This is a genomic window from Kitasatospora sp. NPDC088742, assembly GCF_055584905.1.
The window spans coordinates 53,359-77,306 of the sequence record NZ_JBVJLD010000041.1; the positions used below are offsets into that span (position 1 = coordinate 53,359).

General features: G+C 73.4%; 19 protein-coding genes. 10 read left to right on the forward strand and 9 right to left on the reverse strand.

Going from position 1 to position 23,948, the window contains the following annotated elements; genetic code table 11:
• Nucleotides 1-64: 64 nt before the first annotated feature.
• The 3 genes from ACZ6ZR_RS27695 to ACZ6ZR_RS27705 all read right to left on the reverse strand — a co-directional run bounded on the left by ACZ6ZR_RS27695 (nt 65) and on the right by ACZ6ZR_RS27705 (nt 4,949).
• Nucleotides 65-2,776: an SdrD B-like domain-containing protein gene (locus ACZ6ZR_RS27695; protein ID WP_465646770.1), complete on the reverse strand. Its 2,712-nt coding sequence runs from the start codon at nt 2,774-2,776 to the stop codon at nt 65-67.
• Nucleotides 2,777-3,003: 227 nt separating this feature from the next.
• Nucleotides 3,004-3,630: a hypothetical protein gene (locus ACZ6ZR_RS27700; RefSeq protein ID WP_465646772.1), complete on the reverse strand. Its 627-nt coding sequence runs from the start codon at nt 3,628-3,630 to the stop codon at nt 3,004-3,006.
• A gap of 122 nt (nt 3,631-3,752) precedes the next feature.
• Nucleotides 3,753-4,949: a nitrate/nitrite transporter gene (locus ACZ6ZR_RS27705; protein WP_465646774.1), complete on the reverse strand. Its 1,197-nt coding sequence runs from the start codon at nt 4,947-4,949 to the stop codon at nt 3,753-3,755.
• 205 nt (nt 4,950-5,154) lie between these two features.
• Here ACZ6ZR_RS27705 and ACZ6ZR_RS27710 point away from each other — a divergent pair, with 205 nt between their 5' ends.
• The 3 genes from ACZ6ZR_RS27710 to arr all read left to right on the forward strand — a co-directional run bounded on the left by ACZ6ZR_RS27710 (nt 5,155) and on the right by arr (nt 10,014).
• Nucleotides 5,155-8,343, forward strand: coding sequence for a hypothetical protein (locus ACZ6ZR_RS27710; protein WP_465646776.1), 3,189 nt, complete (start codon nt 5,155-5,157; stop codon nt 8,341-8,343).
• A gap of 113 nt (nt 8,344-8,456) precedes the next feature.
• On the forward strand, nt 8,457-9,518 hold the full coding sequence (locus ACZ6ZR_RS27715; protein WP_465646778.1) for a trypsin-like serine peptidase: 1,062 nt from the start codon (nt 8,457-8,459) through the stop codon (nt 9,516-9,518).
• Between the two features lie 70 nt (nt 9,519-9,588).
• Nucleotides 9,589-10,014: an NAD(+)--rifampin ADP-ribosyltransferase gene (gene arr, locus ACZ6ZR_RS27720; RefSeq protein WP_465646780.1), complete on the forward strand. Its 426-nt coding sequence runs from the start codon at nt 9,589-9,591 to the stop codon at nt 10,012-10,014.
• An 87-nt stretch (nt 10,015-10,101) separates the two neighbouring features.
• Here arr and ACZ6ZR_RS27725 read toward each other — a convergent pair whose 3' ends face one another.
• Together ACZ6ZR_RS27725 and ACZ6ZR_RS27730 are read right to left on the reverse strand one after the other, a co-directional pair.
• Nucleotides 10,102-10,788, reverse strand: coding sequence for an aspartate/glutamate racemase family protein (locus tag ACZ6ZR_RS27725; protein ID WP_465646781.1), 687 nt, complete (start codon nt 10,786-10,788; stop codon nt 10,102-10,104).
• Between the two features lie 233 nt (nt 10,789-11,021).
• A complete protein-coding gene (locus ACZ6ZR_RS27730) occupies nt 11,022-12,230 on the reverse strand; it encodes an MFS transporter (protein WP_465646783.1) in 1,209 nt (402 codons plus the stop codon).
• A 100-nt stretch (nt 12,231-12,330) separates the two neighbouring features.
• Between ACZ6ZR_RS27730 and ACZ6ZR_RS27735 the strand changes: the two genes are divergently transcribed.
• The 3 genes from ACZ6ZR_RS27735 to ACZ6ZR_RS27745 all read left to right on the forward strand — a co-directional run bounded on the left by ACZ6ZR_RS27735 (nt 12,331) and on the right by ACZ6ZR_RS27745 (nt 15,490).
• The gene (locus ACZ6ZR_RS27735) at nt 12,331-13,416 is read left to right on the forward strand and encodes a DUF5937 family protein (protein WP_465646785.1); all 1,086 of its coding nucleotides are present in this window, start codon (nt 12,331-12,333) and stop codon (nt 13,414-13,416) included.
• Between the two features lie 168 nt (nt 13,417-13,584).
• A complete protein-coding gene (locus tag ACZ6ZR_RS27740) occupies nt 13,585-14,844 on the forward strand; it encodes an alpha/beta hydrolase family protein (protein WP_465646787.1) in 1,260 nt (419 codons plus the stop codon).
• 175 nt (nt 14,845-15,019) lie between these two features.
• Nucleotides 15,020-15,490 carry a hypothetical protein gene (locus ACZ6ZR_RS27745; protein WP_465646789.1) on the forward strand — a complete coding sequence of 157 codons (471 nt, stop codon included), beginning with the start codon at nt 15,020-15,022 and terminating at the stop codon, nt 15,488-15,490.
• 124 nt (nt 15,491-15,614) lie between these two features.
• On the opposite strand, the gene ACZ6ZR_RS27750 is transcribed toward ACZ6ZR_RS27745, so the two are convergent.
• Complete coding sequence (locus ACZ6ZR_RS27750) at nt 15,615-16,463, reverse strand: alpha/beta fold hydrolase (RefSeq protein WP_465646791.1); 849 nt, start codon at nt 16,461-16,463, stop codon at nt 15,615-15,617.
• A 290-nt stretch (nt 16,464-16,753) separates the two neighbouring features.
• Between ACZ6ZR_RS27750 and ACZ6ZR_RS27755 the strand changes: the two genes are divergently transcribed.
• Nucleotides 16,754-17,230 carry a DUF6299 family protein gene (locus tag ACZ6ZR_RS27755; protein WP_465646793.1) on the forward strand — a complete coding sequence of 159 codons (477 nt, stop codon included), beginning with the start codon at nt 16,754-16,756 and terminating at the stop codon, nt 17,228-17,230.
• 47 nt (nt 17,231-17,277) lie between these two features.
• Here the strand turns inward: ACZ6ZR_RS27755 and ACZ6ZR_RS27760 are convergent, their stop codons facing one another.
• Nucleotides 17,278-17,592 carry a DUF1232 domain-containing protein gene (locus tag ACZ6ZR_RS27760; RefSeq protein WP_465646795.1) on the reverse strand — a complete coding sequence of 105 codons (315 nt, stop codon included), beginning with the start codon at nt 17,590-17,592 and terminating at the stop codon, nt 17,278-17,280.
• Nucleotides 17,593-17,776: 184 nt separating this feature from the next.
• Between ACZ6ZR_RS27760 and ACZ6ZR_RS27765 the strand changes: the two genes are divergently transcribed.
• Together ACZ6ZR_RS27765 and ACZ6ZR_RS27770 are read left to right on the forward strand one after the other, a co-directional pair.
• Entirely contained in the window at nt 17,777-18,976 is a 1,200-nt protein-coding gene (locus ACZ6ZR_RS27765) for an erythromycin esterase family protein (RefSeq protein ID WP_465646797.1), read from the forward strand.
• A gap of 152 nt (nt 18,977-19,128) precedes the next feature.
• Entirely contained in the window at nt 19,129-20,385 is a 1,257-nt protein-coding gene (locus ACZ6ZR_RS27770; protein WP_465646799.1) for an FAD-dependent monooxygenase, read from the forward strand.
• 136 nt (nt 20,386-20,521) lie between these two features.
• Here ACZ6ZR_RS27770 and ACZ6ZR_RS27775 read toward each other — a convergent pair whose 3' ends face one another.
• Nucleotides 20,522-20,950 (reverse strand): DUF402 domain-containing protein, encoded by a 429-nt coding sequence (locus ACZ6ZR_RS27775; RefSeq protein WP_465646801.1) that lies wholly within the window; start codon nt 20,948-20,950, stop codon nt 20,522-20,524.
• A 94-nt stretch (nt 20,951-21,044) separates the two neighbouring features.
• Between ACZ6ZR_RS27775 and ACZ6ZR_RS27780 the strand changes: the two genes are divergently transcribed.
• Complete coding sequence (locus ACZ6ZR_RS27780; protein WP_465646803.1) at nt 21,045-21,485, forward strand: hypothetical protein; 441 nt, start codon at nt 21,045-21,047, stop codon at nt 21,483-21,485.
• A 796-nt stretch (nt 21,486-22,281) separates the two neighbouring features.
• Here the strand turns inward: ACZ6ZR_RS27780 and ACZ6ZR_RS27785 are convergent.
• Nucleotides 22,282-23,124, reverse strand: a complete 843-nt coding sequence (locus ACZ6ZR_RS27785) for an SAM-dependent methyltransferase (RefSeq protein ID WP_465646805.1) — start codon at nt 23,122-23,124, stop codon at nt 22,282-22,284.
• Nucleotides 23,125-23,948: the final 824 nt, after the last annotated feature.

Below are 23,948 nucleotides of genomic sequence, written 5' to 3' on the forward strand. Positions count from 1 at the left end.
AGCTCGGGCAGGGGCCCCGGGTACGTCCCGGGGCCCCTGGTGTTCGAGTTTTCCTCTCGGTGTGTCAGGTGGTGCGGCGCTTGCGGAGCACCACCAGCGTGACCGCGCCGAGCACCACCAGCAGGCCGCCGCCGGCGACCAGGTACGGTGCGCTCCCGCCCCCGCCGGTGCTGGCCAGCGGCCCGGAGGGCTGCGGTACGGCCGGCGGCGGAGTGGGGCTGGGCACGGGGGCGGGGGCCTCCACCGAGGGCGTCGGCGTCGGGGTGACCGTCGGGGTCGGCGTGGGTGTGGGCGTCGGGGTCGGCGGGATCAGGGTGTTGACCGCCGTGGTGGTGACGCCCGCGTCCAGGTGCTCGTCGTCCAGCACCACCGGCCCGAGGACCGGCTGCTCGGGAGCCCGGTACCCCTGCGGCGGGCTCACCTCCTGCCAGTAGTAACTGCCCAGGTCGGCTTGGCCGGTGCAGGTGCCGTCCGCCCCGGTGGTGCAGGCGCCGTCGACCTTGGTGTCCGGCTTCGTGCCGTCGGTCTGCAGGCCCGCGGTGTCGTTGCTCTCCCGCCAGAGCTGGAACACGGCCCCGGGCAGCGGCTTGCCGTCCTGGTCGTTCTTGACCAGGCGCAGGGCGCCCTTCTGCTGCTGGAACCCGAAGTCGAAGCTGTGGTCGTCCTGCCCGGCCCCGCCGGTGGTGAGCGCCCGCTCGACGTAGGTGCCGCCCGGCGGGACGGTGCCGTCGGAGTCGGTCAGCCGGCTGTCGCCGACGTTCGCCGCGGTCGGCACCCAGTGGTACAGCGGGCCGCCCTTGGCGTAGTCCTCGGGGTTGTCGAGGCGGATGATGTACGCGGTGTTCGGCTTCAGCCCGCCGGTGACGTCGCCGTCGTCGAAGTAGTACTCGCCGCGCGCGGTGGTTTTGGTGGAGCCGACCTTCTTGCCGTCCGCGTCGTAGAGGTTGACCGTCGCTCCCACCACCGGCTTCTGCTGCGGCAGTTGGAGGCCGGAGCGCTCCGGGTCGTACCAGACCCGGTTGCCGATCTGCAGCGGCGCCCGGTCGCAGAGCACCTCCAGGTCGGCCATCGCCGCGCCCTTGCCGAAGCGTGACTGTCCGTTGGACAGCTCCTGGCCGAAGCCCGGGTCCGGACCGCCGGCGCGCAGCGTGAACATGGTGCCGGCGCTGACCACGTTGTTGGCGACGTCGTAGCCGGAGGTCGCGATGGAGTTCTCCACCTTGGAGAGCGCCAGGCCCGCGAACGCCGGGTACGGGTGGCCCCAGGGGTAGGGGCGGGGCTGGTCGAAGAAGTTCTTGTTGCGGACGGTCGCGCCGCAGCCCAGGTTGACGTCCAGCACGTACGAAGTGCCCACCTTGCAGGCCTTGTTGAGGTCTGCGGAGGCGAGCACCGAGACGAAGCCCGGGGGTTGCGGCCCGCTTGCGGCGGGGAACGCGGCGGCCTGGTCGGCGTAGCGGTCGCGGAAGACCAGCAGCATCGAGCCGTCGGTCTCGAAGCCGACCTCGCCGAGCTCGGGCTCCGGGTGGACGTTGCAGATCTGCCCGGTGCCGGTGGTCGGCTGGGTGTCCGTCCACGGGTACCAGAAGTATCCCGCGCAGCTCGTCGGGGTGCCCCGGTGGTCCAGCGGCTGGTCCAGCACGACCGCGCCGAACGCACCCGTCGCCGGGTCGAACTGCCGTACCACGGCCCGCAGATCGGCGATCTTCTGGGTGGACTCGCCGGAGCAGACGCCGCCGAGGTAGCCGACGCCGTCCTGCATGCCGAGGCCGAACGGCCGCCAGTCCTCCGGCGAGGGGCAGTCCGCCGCCGGGATCGGGTAGACGGCCTTGGGCTCCGCGGCGGTCGGCGCGGTGGCGTCGTACCGGTACAGCTTGCGGTCGTGCAGGTTGACCACGTACAGGTCGCGGCCGTCCTCGGTGAGCTTCAGCCCGCCGAGGCTCTCCCGGCCGACCGGGGCGAAGAAGCCCGGGTCGTCGGCGCCGGTGTGCGTGCTGGTGCCCGCGTCGGGGACGGTGGCGAACAGCGAAGTCGCCTTCGTCACCGGGTCGGTGACGTAGACGGCGCCCGGCCCGCCGGGCCCGTAGCCGGTGTTGCGCTTGGCGTGGGCCGAGCTGAACAGCCGCCGGTCCTCGCGGTTCCAGGCGATGCCGAAGACGTTCCCGGTGTCGGCGGCGGTGGAGACGTTCGTGACGTCCTTGTTCACCCCGCGCGAGCGGTACGGGAAGGTCAGCAGCGTGCGGCTGGTGCCCGGTTCGATGTTCGCGGGCTGGCAGGCGGTGGCCAGCGGCGCGTTCGCCTGGCAGTAGTCCGAGGGGTTCCACAGGCCGGTGGTGAAGGTGACCTGCTTGCCGTCGGAGAGGTCGACGAACTCCTCGTTGCTGCTGAGCCTGTTCGGCGCCCCCGCCAGGCCCTCGCGGGCGGCGAAGGCCGGGAAGAGCACACCGGGCTTCGGGTTCACCACCTCGACCCGGTACCGGCCGCCGTCGCTCCCGGCGGCCGGGGCCAGTGTCACGGTGCCGTCGGCGGCGGTGACGGCCGTCCGCACCACCCCGTCCACCCCGGTCAGGGTGACCGTCACCCCGGCCATCCCCGGCTCCAGGGCCGGGCTCCACGTTCCGTTCTCGTCCACGGCCCGGACCACCCGGACCGTCACCGACCCGTCCGCGTCGGCCGGAGAGGCCGGGGGCGCCGCCACGGTGGTCGCCGTGGTCACGGTGGCGAGTGCCGCCACCAGTGCGGCGGCCCGTCCGGCCGCCCGGCGCCCCGTGCGCGGCACGGGTGCCCTTGTCTGCTGCTGTATCTGCCTCATGCCCTGCCCTCGATCGTCGGGAAGGCGCGCCGGACCGCTGCCGGCGCTTCACCGGAATGGCGTCGCGTACACACCATTCGGCCGATCGTAAGTGGAATCAGGACATCCGGCGGGCAGTACAAGGAAATTGACGATCAGTCAGGAAGCACGTCCGGTCATCCGTGTGCACCCGGTGCGCCCCCGGTGTGCCCTCGTCAGCCCTTGATGTCCACGTGGACGTTGAAGCGCACGGTCACGACGGTCACGAACACGTTGCCCTGGACCTTGCGGGTGGCCAGGGTCTTGCCGACCGACCCCTTGCCCTTGGCCTCCTTGTCCTCGGGCTCCATGGACTCGAAGCGGGAGAACGGCGAGGAGGCGACCCGCGTCGACAGCGTGCCGAGCCGCTTCCACTCCCCGCGCAGCGTCGTGTACTGCGCGGCGGTCAGGGTCTCGCTGAACGTCATGTCGATCTGGCCGCCGTCGACGTACTGGGCGCACGCCTGGCGGAAAAGGGAGACGGTGTTGGTGCCGAACTCGTCGTCGCCGCCGTCCTCCGCGTCGGCCAGGGCGATCAGCGCGGCCTGCTTGGCGCTGATCGCGTCGCGCCTGCGCCGCTTCGCGTCGGCGCCGCGCTTCTCGTTCATGTCCTCGACCAGGGCCTTCTCGGCCGTGTCGAGGCCGGTCTCGGGGTCGAGGGCGATGTCGACCGTGGTGGCCCAGGTGCCGGCCGTGACCCAGTCGAAGTCGTACTCGATCCGCTGGCAGAACTCCTTGAGGAGCTGCTCGGCCTCGGCCCTGTTGCTCGCGTACTTGATCCCGTTCTTGCCCGTCTTCGGCACGGTGTCCCCCTCCGGTGACCTTGCCCGTCCGGGGCCCGCCCCGGCTGTGGCAGCACTGTCCCACCCCCGGCCGGGCCCGTCACCCGGTACCCCGTACTCCGCTACCGAGACCTGACGGTCCGTCAGGAAGGTGTGCCGGCACGGATGGAGCGCATCCGGACGGCCGCGTACACGCAGCCCGCCAGCGCCAGGTCGGAGAGCAGCATGAAGCCGATCGAGTAGCTGCCCTTCTGGCTGTAGATGGCCCCCATCACCAAGGGCGGCACGAAGCCGCCCAGGCCGCCGACCGCGCCCACGATGCCCGTCACGCTGCCCACCTGGGCCACCGGCGTGACCTGCGAGACCAGGGCGAAGACCGCGCCGCTGCTGGTCCCCAGACCCACCGCCATCAGTAGGAAGGCGATCGTGCCCACCGGGGCGAGCTCCGGGTCGAAGGCCTGGACGATCGCGAACAGCGCGGTCAGCGCCAGCGACCAGGCGGTGACCACGGCCGGGTGGACGCGGTCCGAGAGCCAGCCGCCGAGCGGGCGGAAGACCACCGTCACCAGGGCGAACCCGGCTGCCTTGGTCCCCGCGTCGGTCGCCGACAGCTGGTACCAGGTCTTGAGGTACGTCGGGAGGTAGACGCCGAACGCGACGATCCCGCCGAAGCCGATCGCGTACAGGGCGGAGAGCTCCCAGGTCACCCGCAGCCGGCCGGCCGTCGCCAGCCGGGCGGCCAGCGGAGCCGTCGGCACCACCCGGTCCGGCCGGTCGCGGAGGAACAGCAGGGCCAGCACCACGTACGCGGCGAGGGCCACCGCCAGCACCGTGAACGGCAGGTTCTCGCCGTGCTTCCACAGCCGCGGCGTGAAGTACCCCGACAGGGCCACCCCGCCCATCCCCATGCCGAACACGCCGACGCCCAGGCCGCGCTTGTGCGGCGGGAACCAGGAGTTCACCAGCGGCACGCCGATCGCGAAGGTGGTCCCGCCCAGGCCCAGCAGGAAGCCCACCGCCAGCAGCGCCCCGTAGGAGCTCCGGGCCGGGATCACCAGCAGCACCGGAAGGATCGTCAGCCCCGACACCAGCGGGTACATCAGCCGCGCCCCGTACCGGTCGGTCAGCGCGCCGACCGGCACCCGGCCCAGCGAGCCGACCAGTACCGGCACCGCCACCAGCAGCGACTGGGCGAACGAGGACATGTGCAGCGTCTTGTCGAACTCCCCGGCCAGCGGCGCGATCAGGTTCCACGCCCAGAAGGTGAGCGTGAAGCCGGCCGTGGCCACCACCAGGTTGACGTACGCGGCCCGGGGCACCCGCTCCCGCTCCGTGCCCACGGGGCGACTCCTCTCCGTCCACCGGTCTGACGCCCCATCACAGCAGCGGCCCCCGCCGGAGCGCGTCAACGCCGCACCCACGCCCGCTCGTTCGGCTCAACCGCATCATCCCTTCGGGTGTCGGCCGGGTGGTTGTACCCCTCCCGTCCCCGGTCGCGGTGGGACGCTGCGTAGCCGAACCAACCGGACGTTCCCAGGAGGCCACATGCCAGACGTGTTCCGACGCAAGCACGGGGGAGGGGGCCGCAGGATCCTGCGGAGCCTCCTCGGGCGCGGGCCCGCCGCGGCGGCCGTCACCGTGGCCTCGGCCCTGGTGTCCGGGCTGCTGCTCGCCCCGGTGCCCGCGGCCGCCGCGGCCGAACCGCCGCCGCTCTCCTTCGACCTGACGGTCAGCATGGACTGGTTCCAGCGCTTCGAGGTGCCCGACTGGGGGATCGGGGAGGAGGGCGAGTACTACGTGACCGTCAAGATCGGGGACTTCCCCGAGCAGCACAGCCAGGTGGTCTCGGACGACGACTTCCACCCGAACAAGCTGGACCCGCCGTGGGTGGCCCACCGCCGGGTCGAGCTCACCGGCGGAAGGACGACCGTGGACGTCACGGTCGGCATCTGGGACGACGACGGCTTCCTCGGCTTCGGCGACGACCGGATGGACATCAGCCCGCAGGAGCAGGACGTCGAACTGAACCTCACCTACGACGTCCTGACCGACACCTGGTCCGGTGACGGCATCGGCCACGGGCCCGGCCTGGACAACCCGTGCGTCGACGACCACGGCCAGCCGATGGGCCAGGCCTGCGCCGTGGGCGACGGCGACCCCAACTACCCCGACGACGGCGACGGCAAGCGCGCCGAGCTCGGTCTGACCATCACCTCCGCGAACCACAGCGACGCCGACCGGGACGGCATCAGCGACCGCGACGAGCGGTACGGCGTCCGCAACCAGGACGGCTCGATGGCCGTCAACCTCCCCGCCTTCGGCGCCGACCCACTGCACAAGGACCTCTTCCTGGAGGTCGACCACACCCCGGGCTCCGAGCCCTCGCACCAGAGCGTCGAGGCGGTGAAGCGGGCCTTCGCGGTCTCCCCGCTCCCCAACCCCGACGGGCAGCGCGGCATCAGACTGCACGTCGACTCCGGCGCGATCCACGACAAGGGCGCCATGGAGGGCCCGCCGCAGGGCACCTGCACCGACCACGCGGACAACGACGGCCTGGGCGGCACCGACGGCGCCGATCCGGATTGCCGGTATCTCGACGTCGGGGTGGAGGGCTTGCGGCCGAACTGCGACAACGGCCTGGACGACGACGGCGACGGCCTGGCGGACTCCTCCGACCCGGACTGCCTGGCCGGCGAGTACCTCGGCGGCGGCAACACCGTCCCGGCCCTGGACAACTGCGGGATCGACGCGGCCTACAAGGCCACCAAGGGCAGCCCCGGCTTCAACTTCTCGCCGGCCCGTCAGCGGGCCTTCCACTACGTCGTGTTCACCACCCCCGACCCGGACACCGACGGCCCCGCCGGCCCCGACACCGGCTGCGGTCTCGGCGGGCAGGCGTCGATCGGCGGCACCGACGTCGTCCTGTACCGCAGCGACGCCGGCGGGTTCCTGCACGAGCTGGGCCACAACCTCGGCCTGGACCACGGCGGGAAGGAGGCCCACAACTGCAAGCCGAACTACCTCAGCGTGATGAACTACGCGATCGACTCCGGCATCCCGCGGGTGGGGGGCGGCCTGGTCGTCGACTTCTCGCCGCCGCGCATCGCCCTGGACGGCAGCACCCGCAGCTCGGCCCCGCTCGCCCCGCTCAAGGAGGACGACCTGCACGAGGACCGCGTGCTGTCCGCCGCCGACACCGTCAACGAGTTCGTCTTCACCGACGACCGCGGCAGCAGCCGGACGACCCCGCTCAACGCCAACCCGGACTGGAACGGCGACAACCCCGATGGCTACGGCGACGACGGCGGCCAGCGGTTCGCGGTCAACGTCGACGACGCCGGCCCGGCCGACTGCGAGAACGCCACCAAGGACAGCGAGTTGACCGGGTACGACGACTGGAAGCTGGTGGAGGAGACCATGCCCGGGCTCTTCCCCGCCGCGGGCACCGCCGGCGCGCGCCTGGAGGACCCGACCTTCCCGACCGCGGAGGCCGCCGAGCGGACCAGGGCCGAGAACAACCGCACCGACCTCTCGCTCACCCTGGCCGCCGCGCCCGAGCCGGTCATCGCCGGCACCGCCCTCACCTGGACGGTGACCGTCACCAACCACGGCCCCAACTCCTCCACCGCCACCCGGGTCACCGCCACCCTGCCCGCCGAGGTCACCGACCCGCGCGGCAGCCTGCCCTGCGAACTGACCGGCACTCAGGCCGTCTGCCACCTGAACGAGCTGCCGCTCGGCGCCACCCGGCAGTTCACCCTCACCGCCGACGTGCCCGCCGACCTGGTGTACCGCAACGGCCGGCCGAAGACCCTCACCGCCACCGCCGTCGCGAACAACCTGGCCGGGCCCGACCAGCGGCCCGCCGACAACACCGCCACCGCCGACAGCACCGCCGTCGCGGTCGCCGACCTCGCCGTCACCGAGCTCAGCGCGGTGGCCGCGCCGGTCCAGCTGGTGATCGGCACCACGCTGGACGTCACCCTGCACTCCACGGTGGCGAGCGGCGGCCCCTCCTCCCCGATGGACGCCACCGTCACCACCGCGGCCACCGCCGACCCCGGCGCCTCCGTCACCCCCGCCACCTCGCCCCAGCCCGTCCCGGCCCTGGCCGTCGGCGCGCCCCGTACGGCCGACAGCACCTTCACCATCGGCTGTGACCAGCCCGGCGAGCACACCTACCGCTTCACCGGCTCGATCGCGCCCGCCCGGCCCGAGGACACCGACCCGGCGCCCGGAAACGACCGCAGGACCACCGAGTTCACCGTCGACTGCCTCGTCCCGGTCGCCATCGACCTGCTCCCGCAGGGCGGCGGCCGCCCCGGCACCGTCCTCACCCCGCACGGCCTCACCACCGTCGCGGTCCTCACCACCACCGCCGGCGAGTACGGGCTCCCGCTCGCCTTCGACGCCTCCACCGTCTCGGTGCCGAGCGTCCGGTTCGGCACCCGGCACACCGTCTACGACGAGGGCTCGGGCCAGACCCCCGAACCCCACCTCGGCGGCCACCTGCTCGACGTGCCCGAGCGCACCGAGAACCCCTCCCAGGCCTTCCGGGACGGCGACCTCGACCTGGTCCTGCAGTTCGCCCCGACGGGTTCCGGCCTGCGCCCCGGTGACACCGAGGTCTGCGTGATGGGCACCTACACCGACCGCGCGACCGGGCGGAGCCACCACTTCTTCGGCTGCGAGAAGGCCCGCGTCACCTCCTTCCCGGGGGCGCCCGGCAGCTGACGGAGCGACAGCCGCCGCTGCTCGCGGCCCTGTTACAGAACCATGATCCGTTCGACGGGCGGACGAGATCCGGCCGAGGCCGGACCCTGACACGCCCGGCCTACGGTCGCCCCATGTCGAACACCACCCGTACCCGTACCGTCCGCCCCGCCCTCCGCCGCCGTGCGGCAGCCGCCGGGGCCCTGCTCATCAGCACGGGCCTGGCGCTGCCGCCGGCCGCGGCCGCCGCGGACCGCGGCACCACCCTCAGCGTGCACGCCGGCGCCACCACCGCCGCCGAGCGCGCGCGGATCGACGCCTACTGGACCCCGGACCGGATGCGGCTGGCCGGGGCCCTGGTCCCCGAGATCACCCCGGTGCCGGCCGACGACCCGACGCCCGAGGACCCGAGGCCGCTGCCCGCCGGCACCCCCGACCCTGGGGCGGTGTGGACCCACGGCGGCGCGGTGGAGCGCAGCGTCGGCCGGCTGTTCTTCACCTTCTCCGACGGCTACGACGGCAGCTGCACCGCGACGGTGGTCACCGCCGCCAACCGCTCCACCGTCGTCACCGCCGCGCACTGCCTGCGCGGTGTCGGTCCGTCAGCCGAGGCCGGCACCTGGCGGGACAACCTGTACTTCGTGCCCGGCTACCGCAACGGCACCAAGCCGCTCGGCGGCTTCAGCGTCGCGGCCATGGCCACCTCAACCGCCTGGGACGCGGCACCGGGGAGCACCGGCTCGGACGAGGTCGCGATGGCCGGCCACGACGCCGCGACCGCGGTGCTGAACCGCTCCGCCGACGGGCGCCGCGTCGCGGACGTCACCGGCACCCAGCGGATCGCCTTCTCCCCGCCCCGGGAGGGCGAGTTCACGCACGCCTTCGGCTACCCGAAGGACCGGCTGAACAACCCGGACGGCAAGTACACCGGCTCTCGCGTGATCCACTGCGCCGGCCCCGACCGCCCCGCCCCGACCGCGCCCGCACTCCGGGGCACCACCTGCGACATGTCGCACGGCGCCAGCGGCGGCCCGCACCTCGCCGCCTTCGACACCCGCACCGGCACCGGCACCGTCGTCGGGGTCACCAGCACCACCGACGAGCTCGCCGGCGGCCTCCCGGGCACCCTCTACGCCACCCGCTTCGGCGAGGAGGCCCGTCACCTCTACGACTGGGCCCGGCAGTTGCCGGCCTGATCCCCGTCCGGGCGGTGCCGGTGTGCTGGAATGGGACGGTCCTGAAGGTCGAGGCGTGAGGCGGTGCACCGTGAACGATCCGGTCAGGTGGGGCGGCGGGGACCCCGGTCCGTTCTTCCACGGGACGAAGGCGGTCCTGGCGGTCGGGGATCTGCTGGAGCCCGGCTACGGCTCCAACTACGGCGCGGGCGCCAAGGCGAACTTCGTCTACCTGAGCGCCACCCTCAACGCCGCCGTCTGGGGAGCCGAACTGGCGGCGGGCGAGGGGCGCGAACGCATCTACCTCGTCGAGCCGACCGGCGAGTTCGAGGACGACCCGAACCTGACGGACCGCAAGTTCCCCGGCAACCCGACCCGCTCCTACCGCACCCGCAAGCCCCTGCGCGTGACGGCGGAGCTCCGGGCCTGGCAGGGCCACTCCGAGGAGGAGCTCCGGCAGATGCGCGAGCACCTCGAAGCCCTCAAGGCCCAGGGTATCGAGGCCATCAACGAGTGAACTCCCGCCCCGCCCCGGCGAGTTGGTGATTCTGCCGCTCGCCGGGGCGGCGCCCGGGTGGCCCTGGGCGGAGGCCGCACAGCGCGGTCAGAGGGCGGCGGTGACGGCGGCTTCGGCGTGGATGCGGGTGGTGGGGAAGAGCGGGACGGGGCTGTCGTCCTCGCCGACGAGCAGCTCGATCTCGGTACAGCCGAGGATGACGCCCTCGGCGCCCGCCGCGACCAGGCCGGCGATCACCTGGCGGTAGGCGGCCCGCGACTCCTCGCGGACGACGCCGAGGCAGAGCTCCTCGTAGATGACCCGGTGCACCAGCGCCCGCCCGGCCGCGTCCGGGACCAGGACCTCCAACCCGTGGGCGGCGAGCCGCTCCCGGTAGAAGTCCTGCTCCATGGTGAAGGCCGTGCCGAGCAGGCCGACCCGCCGCACCCCGTCGGCGAGCACCGCCTCGGCGGTGGCGTCGGCGAGGTGCAGCAACGGGATGCCCACCGCCTCCGCGACCCGGTCGGCGACCTTGTGCATGGTGTTGGTGCAGATCAGCAGCAGGTCCGCACCGCCGGCCTCGACCGACCTCGCGGCCCCGGCCAGCAGTTCGCCGGCCGCCGCCCAGTCCCCGGCCACCTGCAGCCGCTCCACCTCGGCGAAGTCCACCGAGTACAGCACGCACTTGGCGGAGTGCAGGCCGCCGAGCCGCTCCCGGGTGAGCTCGTTGAGCAGCCGGTAGTACTCCGCCGTCGATTCCCAGCTCATCCCGCCGAGCAGTCCGATGGTCTTCATCGCGCTACTCTGTCACGCCCGTTCCGCCGGCGGTCCCGCAGGGTGAGGGCCAGGCGCGCGCCGAGGACCGGCGAGCCGAGGGCGACGGCGGCCGGCACTCCCGCGAGCGGCACCACGGCCCATCGGCCCCCGATCCCCTGCAACGCCCCCACCCCACTCCCTCCCCGGGAGGTCCAGGATGTGGCGGCGGCCACGGGAGGACAAGGGCCCGCGCGCTGACGGACGGTCAGGCGTCAGGCCCGGTCCCGTTCGCGCCAGACGGCGGCCGAGGCACCCGCCGTGCCGGCGGCGAGGGTGCCCCACAGGGCGGTGGGGCCGTGGGCGGCCAGGGTGGTGATCACGGCGGGGGAGACGGCCAGACCGAAGCCGGTGGAGAGCTGGAAGCGGGCCAGCGCGCGGCCCAGCAGCGCGGCCGGGGCGAGCGCGGTGACCAAGGCCGTCGAGCTGCCCGCGTAGAGGATCTCGCCGAGGGTGAAGGGCACCGAGACCAGCGCGACCGCCGCGGGGCCGAGACGGGTGGCGAACAGGAAACCCAGGTAGCCGACGGCCAGCACCACGCCCGAGGCGGCCAGCACGGTGCCGCGCGACCAGCGCGCGCTCCAGGTGGTGACCGGCACCTGGAGCGTCACCACCAGCACCGTGTTGGCGACGAAGACCGCCGCCGCCCAGGCCGGTGAGGCGTGCAGCTCGCTCACCAGCACCAGCGGCACCGCGATCTCGGGCACGTTCAGACAGAAGACGTAGAGCACGTTCGCCGCCAGCAGCGTCCCCAGCCGAGGTGCGGGCCCGGCCGCCGCCGCGTCCTGACGCACCGTTGGATCCGCCGCCACCCGCACCGACCAGGCCAGCCCGGCCGAGGCCAGGTACCCGACCCCGGAGGCCACCGCCAGCACCCGCAGCCCGCCCGGCCCGGCGGCCATCGCACCGGCCGCCAGCAGCGCCCCCACCCCGAGCCCGGCGTTGCGTACCGACCGGGCACCCGCCAGCGCGGCGTCGCGCAGCCGCCCTTCGCTGACGGTGGCCACCAGTGCGGCGTGGGCGGCGGGCCAGGACTGGTTGCCGACCCCCAACAGCAGCGCCGCCACGGCGAACTGGACGGTGCCCGAGTCGGGCGGCGCTGCCAGCAGCACCAGCACCCCCGCGACCCGCACCAGCATCGAGGCCGCGACCGCGGTGCTGCGCGCGCCCCGGTCCAGCCAGCGGCCCAACCCGGGCAGACAGGCCAGGCCCGCCACGATGCCGACCGTCATCGCCAGCCCGGCCGCCGTCGCGGACAGGCCCAGCACGGTGATCCCGTACAGCAGCAGGAACGGACGGAGCAGACCGGTGCCCAGGGCGTCCACGGCCAGCGCCAGGGCGTAGCGCGGTCCGCCGCCGGCGGCGGTCAGTTGACGGAGCGTGAAGGACGGACGGGCGGGCGACGGTGCGGCGGTGGTGGTCATGGCGGACACCGTGCGCCCGGCCCGCGCCGCCGGTCACGTCGGTTGACGATTTCCGTCAACCCGTCACCCGGCTCCGCCCACCACCAGGGAAGATGACCGGGTGACCCTGCGCATCGACCTCACCGGCACCCCCAGCGGACGGATCCGCTTCGCCCCCTCGCCGCTGGCCGAACTCACCGCGATGCTGCACGTGCTGGCCGCCCCCGACCACCACCCGCCGCTGGCGGCCTGGGCGGCCGGCGTGCGCACCGCGCTGCGGCCCGAACTCGCCGAGCGGCTGCACGAGGCCGAGTTCCTCTGGCGCTCCTCGCGCGCCGACTTCCTCGTCCCGGCCCGCCCCCGGGCCACCCTCGCCGAGGAGCTGGACGAGGTCGACCTGATCGACGACGACCGCTACGCCCACTCCGCGCTGGTCACCACCTGCGGCAGCAACCGCCTGCTCTTCGCCGGCCGTTCGCCGCTGCACGACCCCGAGGCCCGGGCCGACGCACTGGGCCGCGCCCAGGCCAGGGGCGCGGCCCAGGAGGCCTTCGCCGAACGGCTGCTGACCGACCCGGCGGTGGTCCGGGCCCGGGTGCGGGAGACCCTGGAGCAGTGCGGCGAGGCCTTCTTCGACGCGGCCTGGCCCGCGATCGTGCCCCGGCTCGCGGAGGACGCGCGCGCCAAGGGCGACCTGCTGCGCCGTCAGGGCCTCGGCGCGGCGATGGCCGCCGTCGGCGGTGCGATCACCGTCGGCCCGGACGGCCGCTCGCTGGTCCTCGACAAGCTCCAGGACAACTCCGCCGAAGCCGGCCCGGACGGCGTCACCTTCCTCCCCACCGTCCACGGCCACCCCCACCTGGTCGCCGTCCACGCCTCGGGGTGGCAGCCCGTGGTCCAGTACCCACTCGCCCGGGCCGACCACCCCGAGCCGGTCCCGCTGGAGACCGTCCGCCTGCGCCTGGAGGCCCTCGCCCACCCCGTACGGCTGCGCCTGGTGCGCACCCTGGCCCGGGGCCCGCACACCACCGGCGAACTCGCCCGCTCCTGGGAACTCACCGACCCCGAGGTCTCCCGCCACCTCGCCGTGCTCCGCCGGGCCGGCCTGCTCACCGCCCGCCGCCAGGGCCGCTACGTCCACTACGCCCTGGACCTGGCCGCCACCACCACCCTCGGGGCGGACCTGCTCGCCGCAGTGCTGCGCTGACGTCCCGTTCGCCGTGGCGCTCCTCGGACCGGCCGGGGCATCGGCGCGTGGATGTAAACCCGTGGGCCGACGCAGGGGAGGACGGGCCGTGACAGTGTTCCGGTGTGCCCACGGACCTTCCGTGGAAGCACTACTGACGACCAGTCACCAAACGGGGGCGTGACCACCATGCAGCTTCTCCCTTCCAGTTCTCCCACCGACCGCGCGGGAACGACCCGTCGCCACCTGCTGGCCGGCGCGCTGGCCGCCGGGGCGGCGCTCCCGCTCTCGGCCCTGGCCGGACCCGCCTGGGCCTCCCCGTCCGGTCCCGACTCCGGCCCCGACTCCGGCCCCGTCCCCGGAGCGGCGTCGCAGCGGCTGACCCTCACGGAGCCGACCGGGCCGCACCCGGTCGGCGCGGCCACGCTGCACCTGGTGGACCGCTCCCGTCCCGACGCGATAGCGGGCGCGGGCCGGTTCCGCGAACTGATGGCCACGGTCTGGTACCCGGCCCGCGACACCGCCGGACGGCCGGCGGTGCCGTGGATGCCGCCCGGTGCGCTGAAGGCGTTCCTCGCCGACGTGGGGTTCGAGGCCCTGGCCGACCGGGCGCCGTTCACCGCCGCCCACGTGGACGCCCCGGTGCTGTGCCCGGCCCGGCGGCTGCCGGTCCTCCTCTACGCGCACGGTGCGCGCAGCCACCAGGGGGACCACACCGTGATGGTCCAGGAGCTCGCGAGCCACGGGTACGCGGTCGTGACGATCGCCCACCAGTACGACACCTACACCGAGTTCCCCGACGGCCGGGTGGCCGTCCCGCTGCGCGACCGCGAGGCGCCGACGCTTCCCGGCGACTTCGCCGCGGACCTGTCCTTCGTCCTGGACTGCGTCGAACAGCTCGCCGCCGGACGCAACCCGGACGTCGACCGTCGCCGGCTCCCGGCCGGCCTGCTCGGCGGCCTCGACCCGCACCGGGTGGGCGCCTTCGGCTGGTCGAAGGGCGGCACGGCCACCGCCCGCGCCAGCCTCTCCGACCAGCGCATCCGGGCCGGGCTGGCCGTCGACGCCCCGATGGAGATGAACCCGCCGCTCTCCGGCGAGCTCCGCCGGCCGTTCATGCTGATGACCGCCGAGTTCAACCGGGCCACGTCCCCCGCCGCGGCCGCGTTCTGGTCCCTCCTGCGGGGATGGCGTCTGGACATCCGGGCCGAGGGCGCCCTCCACGTCTCCTACGGCGACAACGAGACGCTGTTCGCCCAGGCGGCGAAGCTGCTCGGCTGGAGCGCGCCGCAGCTTCAGGGGATCATCGGCACCCTCGACCCCGACCAGGCGATGCGGATCCAGCAGGCCTTCCCGTGCGCCTTCTTCGACGAGCACCTGCGGCACCGCCCGAGCCACCTGCTCGACGGCCCGTCACCGGCCTTCCCGGCGGTGGCCTTCCTCCCGTAGCGGTGCGCTCGGGGGCGGGGCGGGTGTTGGTAGATCGTCAGCGAACGGTATCCATCCGTTATCTGACGGTGCCCCGCATGTCCGATTTGCCGTATGTGAAGCTGGTGTAATGATCTGGTGCCTGCCAGGTTTACGGCAGGGATTCACCGCAATCACAGAAAACGGGGCACCGATCATGGGCTCGCGCCACTTCCGACCCGCTCTCGCGGGCGCTGCCGCACTCCTGGCCTTCGGCGTTGTCACGCCGACCGCCGCTCACGCCAACGACGGTTTCCAGAACCAGTACGCCTCGGAAGCGTGCGCCCCCAACACCAGCGCCGGCAACTTCTGGCTGACCCTCTGGTTCAACTCCTCGTACTCCGGCTCGCACCGGAACATGGGCTACCCCATCTACGACTTCGGCAACGTCAACGAGGGCGTCAGCTGGGCCCAGCCCCTCCACTACTGCGACGACGGCAAGGCGGGCGCGAACGAGGGCGTCAAGAACAACGCCGCCTCCGCCCAGAACCGCAACACCAGCTACCGTGCCGTCATCTACTACAACAGCGGCTACAAGGGCGCGAGCGACTCGCTCTCCCCGTTCTCCAGCTGGTTCCAGCTGAAGAACACCTACAACAACAACGCGTCCTTCCAGTTCCTCTCGTAAGCACTCCGAGAGTCGTTCGGAAATCCACGGGCGGATTTCCCGCCGGGCACGGCCCGGGAACTCGCGAAAGAATTCGGCGCGAGAAATCCCGGGGCCGTGCCCGGATGTTTGCGGGGGGAGCGGGTCAGTTCCCGCCCTCGTGACGTTCCGTCAGCCAGGTGAGCATGGCGGGGGTGGCGTCGAAGTGCCCGGCGTGTCCGGCGTCCTGCTGGAGGATCAGGGTCGCGGTGGGGATCCGGGCGGCGAGCCACGCGGCGTGCGCGGGCGGCACCAGGGTGTCCAGCCCGCCGTGCCAGAGCCGCACCGGGACGGTGACCTCGGCCGGGTCGAAGCCCCACGGGGTGCCGAACAGCGCCCGGACGTCGTCCACCCAGCCGTCCAGCCCCGGCCGGACCGCCTCCGCGAAGGCCGGGCCGAGCATCGCGCCGATCTCCGGCCGGGCGAGCACCGCCTGCTCGACCTCGGGCAGCGGGGGCAGCCCGGCGGTGCCGACCGCGGTGAGGTGGTCCACGACCGCCCGACGGTCGGTCACGGCGATGGTCGCGCTCCGGGTGTTGCCCTCGTTCATCCCGGCGGTCCAGTCCAGGTCCACCGCGTCGCGCGGGGCCAGGCTCGCCAGGGTGCCCACCCGCGTCACCCGCTCGGGGTGCAGCGCGGCGAAGGCCAGCGCGTGCGGTCCGCCCCCGGAGACCCCGAACACCGGGAACCGCTCCAGGCCCAGGTGGTCGGCGATGGCGGCGACGTCCGCGGCCGCGTCCACGACCTGACGGCCCGGCAGCGGCGAGGAGCACCCGAAGCCGGGGCGGTCGTAGGTGATCAGCCGTATGCCGAGCCGCTCGAACAGCGAGTCGTCGGGGTGGCGGGCGAGCCGGCTCATCGGGCTGCCGTGCAGGTAGGCGACGGGGGTGCCGGTCGGCACACCCCACTCCTCCACGGCGAGCGTGCGGCCGTCCTTCGTGGTCACTTCGTGCATGACGGTCAAGCTAGCCGCAGGGGTGTGCTCGGGCGAAGGCTTTTCGTTCCCGGCGCAATCCCGGGCGGCCCCGCTTGCTCGACACTGCCTCGCCACGCACCGCTGCGCCAGGCACTTCTGAGGTGGCGTCAGCTGTTCGGGATGCCCACCGCAGCTGCCCGATCGGGCAGCCCCGGACGGTGGGCGGGGCAGTGTCCGACGTGCCCACGGCTTCAGCGGTGATGTGGTTGGTACGGTCTCGGCGACAGGTCTAGACCAGGCCTGGTGACCGTTCCGCGAGAGGAAGTCCGTTGCGCCGTTCCGCTTCTGCCGCTCTGTCAACCGCCCTGTCCGTCACCCTGCTCTCGGCCGCCTGGGCCGCCGTTCCCGCCCAGGCGGCCACCCCGGGGACCGCGCCCGCCACCCCCACCGGGACGATCACCCTCAACCCCACCGGGACGGTCACCAGCGGCGGAGTGGTGACCCTCTCCGGCACCTACCGCTGCTTCGCCGCTGTCCCCGCCGTCCCCGTCGCCGCCCAGAGCTCGATCAGCGAGGGCAACATCCCCTGGGGCGGCGGCACCCTCCCCGCCGCCGTCACCACCTGCGACGGCGCGGAGCACCCGTGGGTCAACCAGGGCAAGCCCCGGTCGGAGTACGCGAAGAGCGGCCGGATCAACGGCGTCGCGGCCCTGGTCCGGTACGGGACGACGTCCAACGGCTTCCCCGACATCACGGCCTTCTCCTTCGACCGGAAGAGCGTCGACCTGCAGCTCGTCGCGGGCTGACAGCCGGCCCGTCCGCGTCCTCCCATGCCGGGCCGGCCCGGCCGCCGTCAGACCGTGTCGCGGTCTCCGTCGGCCGGGCGGTCCGGGCCCGGCCGCAGTGCCGCCGCCTTGTTCAGCGAGCGCAGTGCCAGCAGGAGCAGCCCGATGTCGTCGAGCAGCACGGGGTCGGGCAGCAGGTCGACGGGGCTGACCAGGTAGGCGATCGACGCCCAGAACAGCACCTTGTTCGACATCGGGATCCCCGACGAACCCAGCAGCCTCCGCGCCCGCACCAACTTCACCACCAAGACGGCCGCCACCACCATGCACGCCACCACCGCCGCGCCGGCCAGCCACCAGAACACCCCGCCACCGTGCTCCATCCCGCCGCCCTCCATCCGCCACCCACACCGGCCCGTCCCCGGCGGACCGTACCACCGGAGGCGGACGACGTGGCCCCGGTGCGCGGCCGGAAAGCCACGGGCGGCGGACACACTCACCGCTCACCGTCGCCGACCAGCCGATTAACCGATGGTGCGTATTGGTACCGATGGATAGCGTGCCGGGATGACCTCCTTGATCCACCGGGCCGCCCGGTCGTTCGACGGCGCCGCGCTCGCCGCACTCCTGCCGCCCGACGTCCGCCTGCTCGGCCTCGGCGAGCCCACCCACAACGTCGAGGTCTTCCTCGAACTGCGCAACCAGCTCTTCCACCACCTGGTCGAGCACCACGGCTACCGCTCCATCGCCCTGGAGAGCGATGCCCGGTCGGCCCCGGTCGCCGACAGCTACCTGGCCGGCGGCACCGTCAGCCTGGACGAGGCGCTCGAACGCGGCATCAGCCACGGCTTCGGCGCGCTCGCCGCCAACCGCGAACTCCTGCGCTGGATGCGGGAGTGGAACACCGCCCACCCGTCCGAGCCGCGCCTGCGCCTCCACGGCATCGACATCCCGGTCGAGATCACCGGAGCCCAGGGCCCCGGCCCGGCGCTGCTGGCGCTGTACGACCTGCTCGCCGAACACCTCGAACTGCGGTGGAGCCGGGGCGAGTTGGTGCGGCTCCTGGGCCCGGAGGAGCGCTGGTCGGACCCGGCCGCGCTGACCGACCCGGCCGCCGCGGTCGGCCGTACCCCGGAGGCCGACCGGCTGCGCCTGGCCGCCGACGACCTGAGCACCCTGCTCGCCACCCAGGCACCCCGGCTGGCCGACGCCACCTCAGCCGACCGGCTCCACCACGCCGGGCTGTACGCGCGTACCGCCCGCGGCCTGCTGCGCTACCACGCCGCCCTGGCCGACGACGGGCCCGACCGGATGAGCCGTCTGATGGGTCTGCGCGACCTGCTGATGGCCGACAACGCCCACGCCGTGGTGGAGCACGAGGCCGACCGCGGACCGACCCTGCTCTTCGCCCACAACCGCCACCTCCAACGCGAGGAGAGCGTGGTCCCCTTCGGCGAGGGGCAGTTGGCCTGGTGGGGCACCGGCGCGCTGCTCGCCACCCGCCTCGGTTCCCGGTACGCCTTCGTGGCCTCGACCTTCGGCACCCGCGGCACCGACGTGGCCGCCCCGGACACCCTGGAGGGCCGGCTCGCCGCCGGCCAGCCGCACGCCCGTGCCGTGATCGATCCGGCGGCGCTGGCCGCCGCCCTGCCCCCGGACCTCCCGCCCCGGATCCCCGCCGACCCCACCGGCCTCGCCCTCGACCCGGCGACCGTGGCCCTGACCGACGCGGTGCTGTTCGTCCGGGAGATCCCCGCCGCCACGTAGGCGGTCCTGGCGCGCGTTGCGGGCGGATTCGTGGAGAGTGGCCGAGGACCGATGAGTTGTGCGCGGATCCGCAGTCCACACTCTCGAACCACCGAGCGCGGTGGGCCCGCGCCGGGAACGCTCCCGCGCGGAGACGTACACGGAGGCAGTGAATGGGCGTCAACGACTTCGAACAGGAACGCACGGGCGGCACGGGCGGCACGGCCGACACGGGCGAGCGGGTGGACGGCCCTCGGGTGTTGGTGGCGGGGGCGAGCATCGCGGGGCCCGCCCTCGCCCACTGGCTGCGCCGGTGGGGCGCCGAGGTGACGGTGGTGGAGCGGGCTCCGGAGCTGCGTCCCGGTGGGCAGGCGGTGGACGCGCGCGGGGTCGCCAAGGAGGTCATCGGCCGGATGGGCCTGGACGCCGCCGTCCGCGCGGCGTGCACCGGCACCGCCGGCGCGCACACCGTGGACGCGGACGGGAAGGTGCTGGAGACCTTCCGTGCGGAGGACGACGGCGGTGACGGGTTCATCGCGGACATCGAGATCCTGCGCGGGGACCTGTCCCAGGTGCTCTACGACGACACCCGCGACGGCGTCGAGTACCTCTTCAGCGACCGCATCGCCTCGCTCACCCAGGACCCGGACGGGGTCGACGTCCTCTTCGCGAGCGGCGGCCGCCGGCGCTTCGACCTGGTGGTGGGGGCGGACGGGCTGCACTCGGAGCTGCGGGCGATGGTCTTCGGCCCCCACGGGCGCTTCCTCCACCACCTCGGGCACGTGCTCGCCTTCTTCAGCGTGCCGAACGACTTCGCCCTGGACAGCTGGCTGTTGGAGTACCAGGACCAGGCGTCCGGCCGCTCGGTCCTGCTGCGGCCGATCCAGGACGCCACCCGGGCGATGGCCATGTTCTACTGCGCCTCGCCCGACTTCGACCTCGACCACCGCGACGTCGCCGCCCACAAGCACCTGCTGCGCGAGCGGATGGCCGGCCTGGGCTGGCTGGCCCCGGACGTCCTCGCGCACCTGGACGACACCCCCGACTTCTACCTCGACCAGGTCGCCCAGGTGGTGATGGACCGTTGGTCCAGCGGCCGGGTGGTGCTGCTGGGCGACGCGGCGTTCAGCTCGTCGCCGATGTCGGGTCAGGGGACGGGCCTGGCGTTGGTCGGTGCGTACGTCCTGGCCGGCGAACTGGCCGCCGCCGGCTGGGACCCCGGCACCGCCTTCGCCCGCTACGAGACCCGGATGCGCCCCTTCGTCGAGGCCAACCAGGAGATCGGCCGCCTGAACGCCCGCACCCGCCAGGTCCCCGGGCCCGAGACCGAGCCGCTGCCGGACTTCTCGGGCGCTTGGTTCGCCGATCTGATCGGCCGTGCGATCAACGGCGTCGACCTGCCCGAATACGCGGGCCCGGCCGTCCCGTAGGCAGCGGGCCTCGCGGCGGACCGGGTCCCGTCCGTCGGTGTCGGTGTCGGTCTCGGTTTCGTCAGTCGAGCAGGCGCCACTCGTGCGGCAGGTCGGTGGTGAGGAGTGCGTCGATCTCGGGGGGTGGGAAGTTCGGTCAGGTCCGCGTCGTCCGGTGCTGGCGGTTGAGGCGGTGGTCGAGGAAGTGCTGCGTCCGTCTCAGTCCGTCGGGGGCCTGTGCGGGGTCGGTCCGTCCGTCCTCGGGGGCGTCGGCGAAGTCGTTCAGGTCGAGCAGGCGGTAGGGGTGGTCGGGCGGGCCGGTGATGACGTCGATCCGCATGTCCTCGGTGCGCAGCAGGTCCTCTCGGGGGCCGTCCCACTCCAGGCTCACCAGGTCGCGGTACCACCGGCCGTGCTGCTGCGGCGGGAACGTCACCGGTTGGTTGATCCGCATGCCCTCCTCCAGCAGGACGAAGGTGCGCTGGACGTGGTCGGTTCCGTCGTGGTGGAAGCCCCGGTCGTGGGCGACGACGTTGCCGCGGCGGATTCCCACCGCCAGCGGCTTGCGGTTGTGCAGCACGCTCACTCGTCGGTCGGAGGTGGCGGGGCGCGCTACCAACGCGCGGCCCGGTGGGGGTGGTGGTGTGTGGGGTGGTGGCCTGGCACGCTAGTTTGCGGGGGTGAGTTTTCTTGATGAGGTGGCCGAGCGCGACGGCTGGCGGTGCTGGGTGTGCGACGAGCCGGTCGATCCCGGTATGTCGGTGAACGACGACCGCGGGCCCAGTGTCGACAGTCGTACTGCGGACCGGAAGGCGAAGGTCGCGGAGCGGCTCGCGCACCGTGGCTGCAATACCCGCAAGGGTGCGGTGAAGGTGGTCATCGCGTGGCCGGAGCGTCTCTACGTGGTCGAGCCCGCGCCGTTGATCACGGTGGCGGGGCGTCTGGAGCGCAAGGGCGGGCGGGAGATGGTGGGCCGCTGTCCGACCAGGCGGGACGCCCAGGAGGCGGCGGACTGGCTGGTCGACCGGTTCTCGCGGTTGGTGCCGGGGCTGCCGGTGAGCGTCGGGATCGAGCCGGGCGGCGGCCAGTTCCTGCTCGTGTTGAGCACCGGCCGCCGCTGACCGGTGATGTCGGAACGGCACCGGGTGCCCTCCGGGCCTTTGATCGCCGGCGGGCCCGGGGCCTGGTCGTGGCCTCCCCTGACCGTTTGTCAGTCGCGAGGTCCTGCGGGTGATCGGTGGGCCGGGCCCCGGCCGAGCGGTCTGCCCGCTGCAGTGATCATCTGGCTGACGCAATCCGACGCCCTGTCACCCCCTCTGTCCTGGGTGCGGCGGTTGCCGGACCGTCGGAGGCGGCGAGCGGCGTCGCCTCGCCGATCGCCTCGCACAGCTCGGGGAGGTTCGGCTCGAAGCCGCCGGGCGCCAACGGGGGCCTTGAGGACCAGGGCGTCGATCGCGATCAGCGCGACGCGCCCGGCCCGGCAGCCGGCGGCCGGCGTGCCCCATCGCCGGGTACCGGTGCCCGATGGCTCCGGCGCGGCCCGGTGGACTCCTCGGGAAACCCGCGGCGGCTCCGCCCGCGGTACCCGCGTACCCGGCAGGCGGCTCCGGGTTCACGGGACGTCCAGCGGGCCCTTGCCGCCGGACGAACCCGAACCCGAACCCGAATCCGACCTCGACGGCCGAGGCGTACTTCCCGGCGGAAGCCGCCACCGCGGACCCGTCCACAACCACCTTCGCCGTGCCGGGATCCTCCCCGTCACTGCGAGGGGGGAGCACCCTGCGCCCATCGTGGCGGGCCGTTGACCACGGGCTGGTCCGTGCCGCCGACGGGCCGTTGGCCACCGGCTGGTCCGTGCCGCCGGCGGGCCTTTGATCACCGGCGTGCCGTTGCCGTTGCTGTCGGCGGTGGTGGTGTTCAGGGTTTGCGGGCGATTCCGGACCAGTAGTAGGCGGCGGCGGGGTCGGCGGGTTGTCCGTTGTCGGGGCGCCAGCCCATGACGGGGACGACTCCCGGGTCGATGAGTTCCCAGTCTCCGAAGAACCGTGTCACCTCGTCGCGGGTGCGCGGTACGAGTGTCATGTGGCCCTTGGCGGCGGCTTGGACGATCGAGGCCATCGCGGTCGGGTTGAAGTCCGCTCCGGGGTGGGTGATCACGACGTGGCTGCCGGGGGCGAGGGCGTCCATCAGCGTGCGAGTCTTGGCCCAGGGGTCGTCGGTGTCGGCGAGCAGCATGAGGACGGCCACCAGTGTCAGGCCGACGGGCTGCTGGAGGTCCAGGGTGCGGGTCAGGATCGGGTCGGTGAGGATCTTCTCCGGGTCCCGCAGGTCGGCGTGGATGTAGGCGGTGCGGCCGGAGCCGGTGCTGTCCATCAGCGCGCGGGCGTGGGCGAGGACGATGGGGTCGTTGTCGACGTAGACGACGCGGCTCTGCGGGGCGGTGGCCTGGGCGATTTCGTGGGTGTTGCCTTCGGTGGGGATGCCGGTGCCGATGTCGAGGAACTGGCGGATGCCCGCCTCGCCGGCGAGGTGGCGCACCGCGCGGCCGAGGAACTTGCGGTTCTCCCTGGCCATCGTCTTGATGCTGGGGATGGCCTGCTCGAATGCCTCACCGAGCGCCCTGTCGGGCGGGAAGTTCGTCTTGCCGCCGAGCCAGAAGTCGTACATCCGCGCGGAGTGCGGGATGTCGGTGCGCAGGTCCACCCGCTCGATCGCCGGGTCCTCCAGTCCGCGCTTCATCCACTCGATGTCGTCCGGCATGTCGTCCACCCCTGTGTGCGCTAGTGCCCCTGACGGGCTGTCAGGAATGGATCCTAGTAGGCGCCTTGGCGTGGTGGAGGTGGCGGCCCGGGGCCGCACTGTCCGGGGCCGCCGGTATCCCGTCGGCCATCGCGCCTGCCCGCCCGCTGCCGGTGTCCAGGGGGACCGTGGTGGTCTTCCCGCCAGCCGGCGTCAATACGGTCGGTCCTGCGGGGGCCGGCCTGGCGAGCTGACCGGACCGGGCCGGGAGAGCCGAAGGTCCTCCCCGTCCCGCCGGTCATCGTGCCCGGTCGCCTGGCCGCTGATCGAGCTCGGTCGCCCGGCCGCTGCCGGTGTCCAGGGGACGCCGTCGGCTATCGCGCCCGCCCGCCGGGCCGCTGTCGGCGTCCTGGGGGACCGTGGCGGTCTTCCCGTCCGTAGACGTCACCGTCGGTCCGGCCGGGGGCCGCGGCCCGGCGGGCGGGTCGGACCGGGCGGGGGAGAGCCGCGGGCGGTGCTTCCGCCTGGTGTCCGCGGGTCGTGTCCGCGGATGCGGTGCCGGTACGTTCCGCCGTGGCTCGCGACGGCTGCCCCGGGTCTGCGGTAGTTCACGACGGTCTGCGGTCGGCCGGGGGGCGGGCTCCGGAGGATGGTTGTGAGGCGGGCCACCGCGGACGGACCGCGTATCGGACCGTGCGTGTCCGGGTCCTCGCGCTGGGTCGACGGTGTGCGCGCCGTCGCCACCCGCCAGGGGTGGCGGCGGTCACACCGGGGCCCGGAAGGATCTTCCGGAGGGCCCGTCCGGCCCTTCACATCGGGGGCCGGATGTCGGCCATACCTTCGGT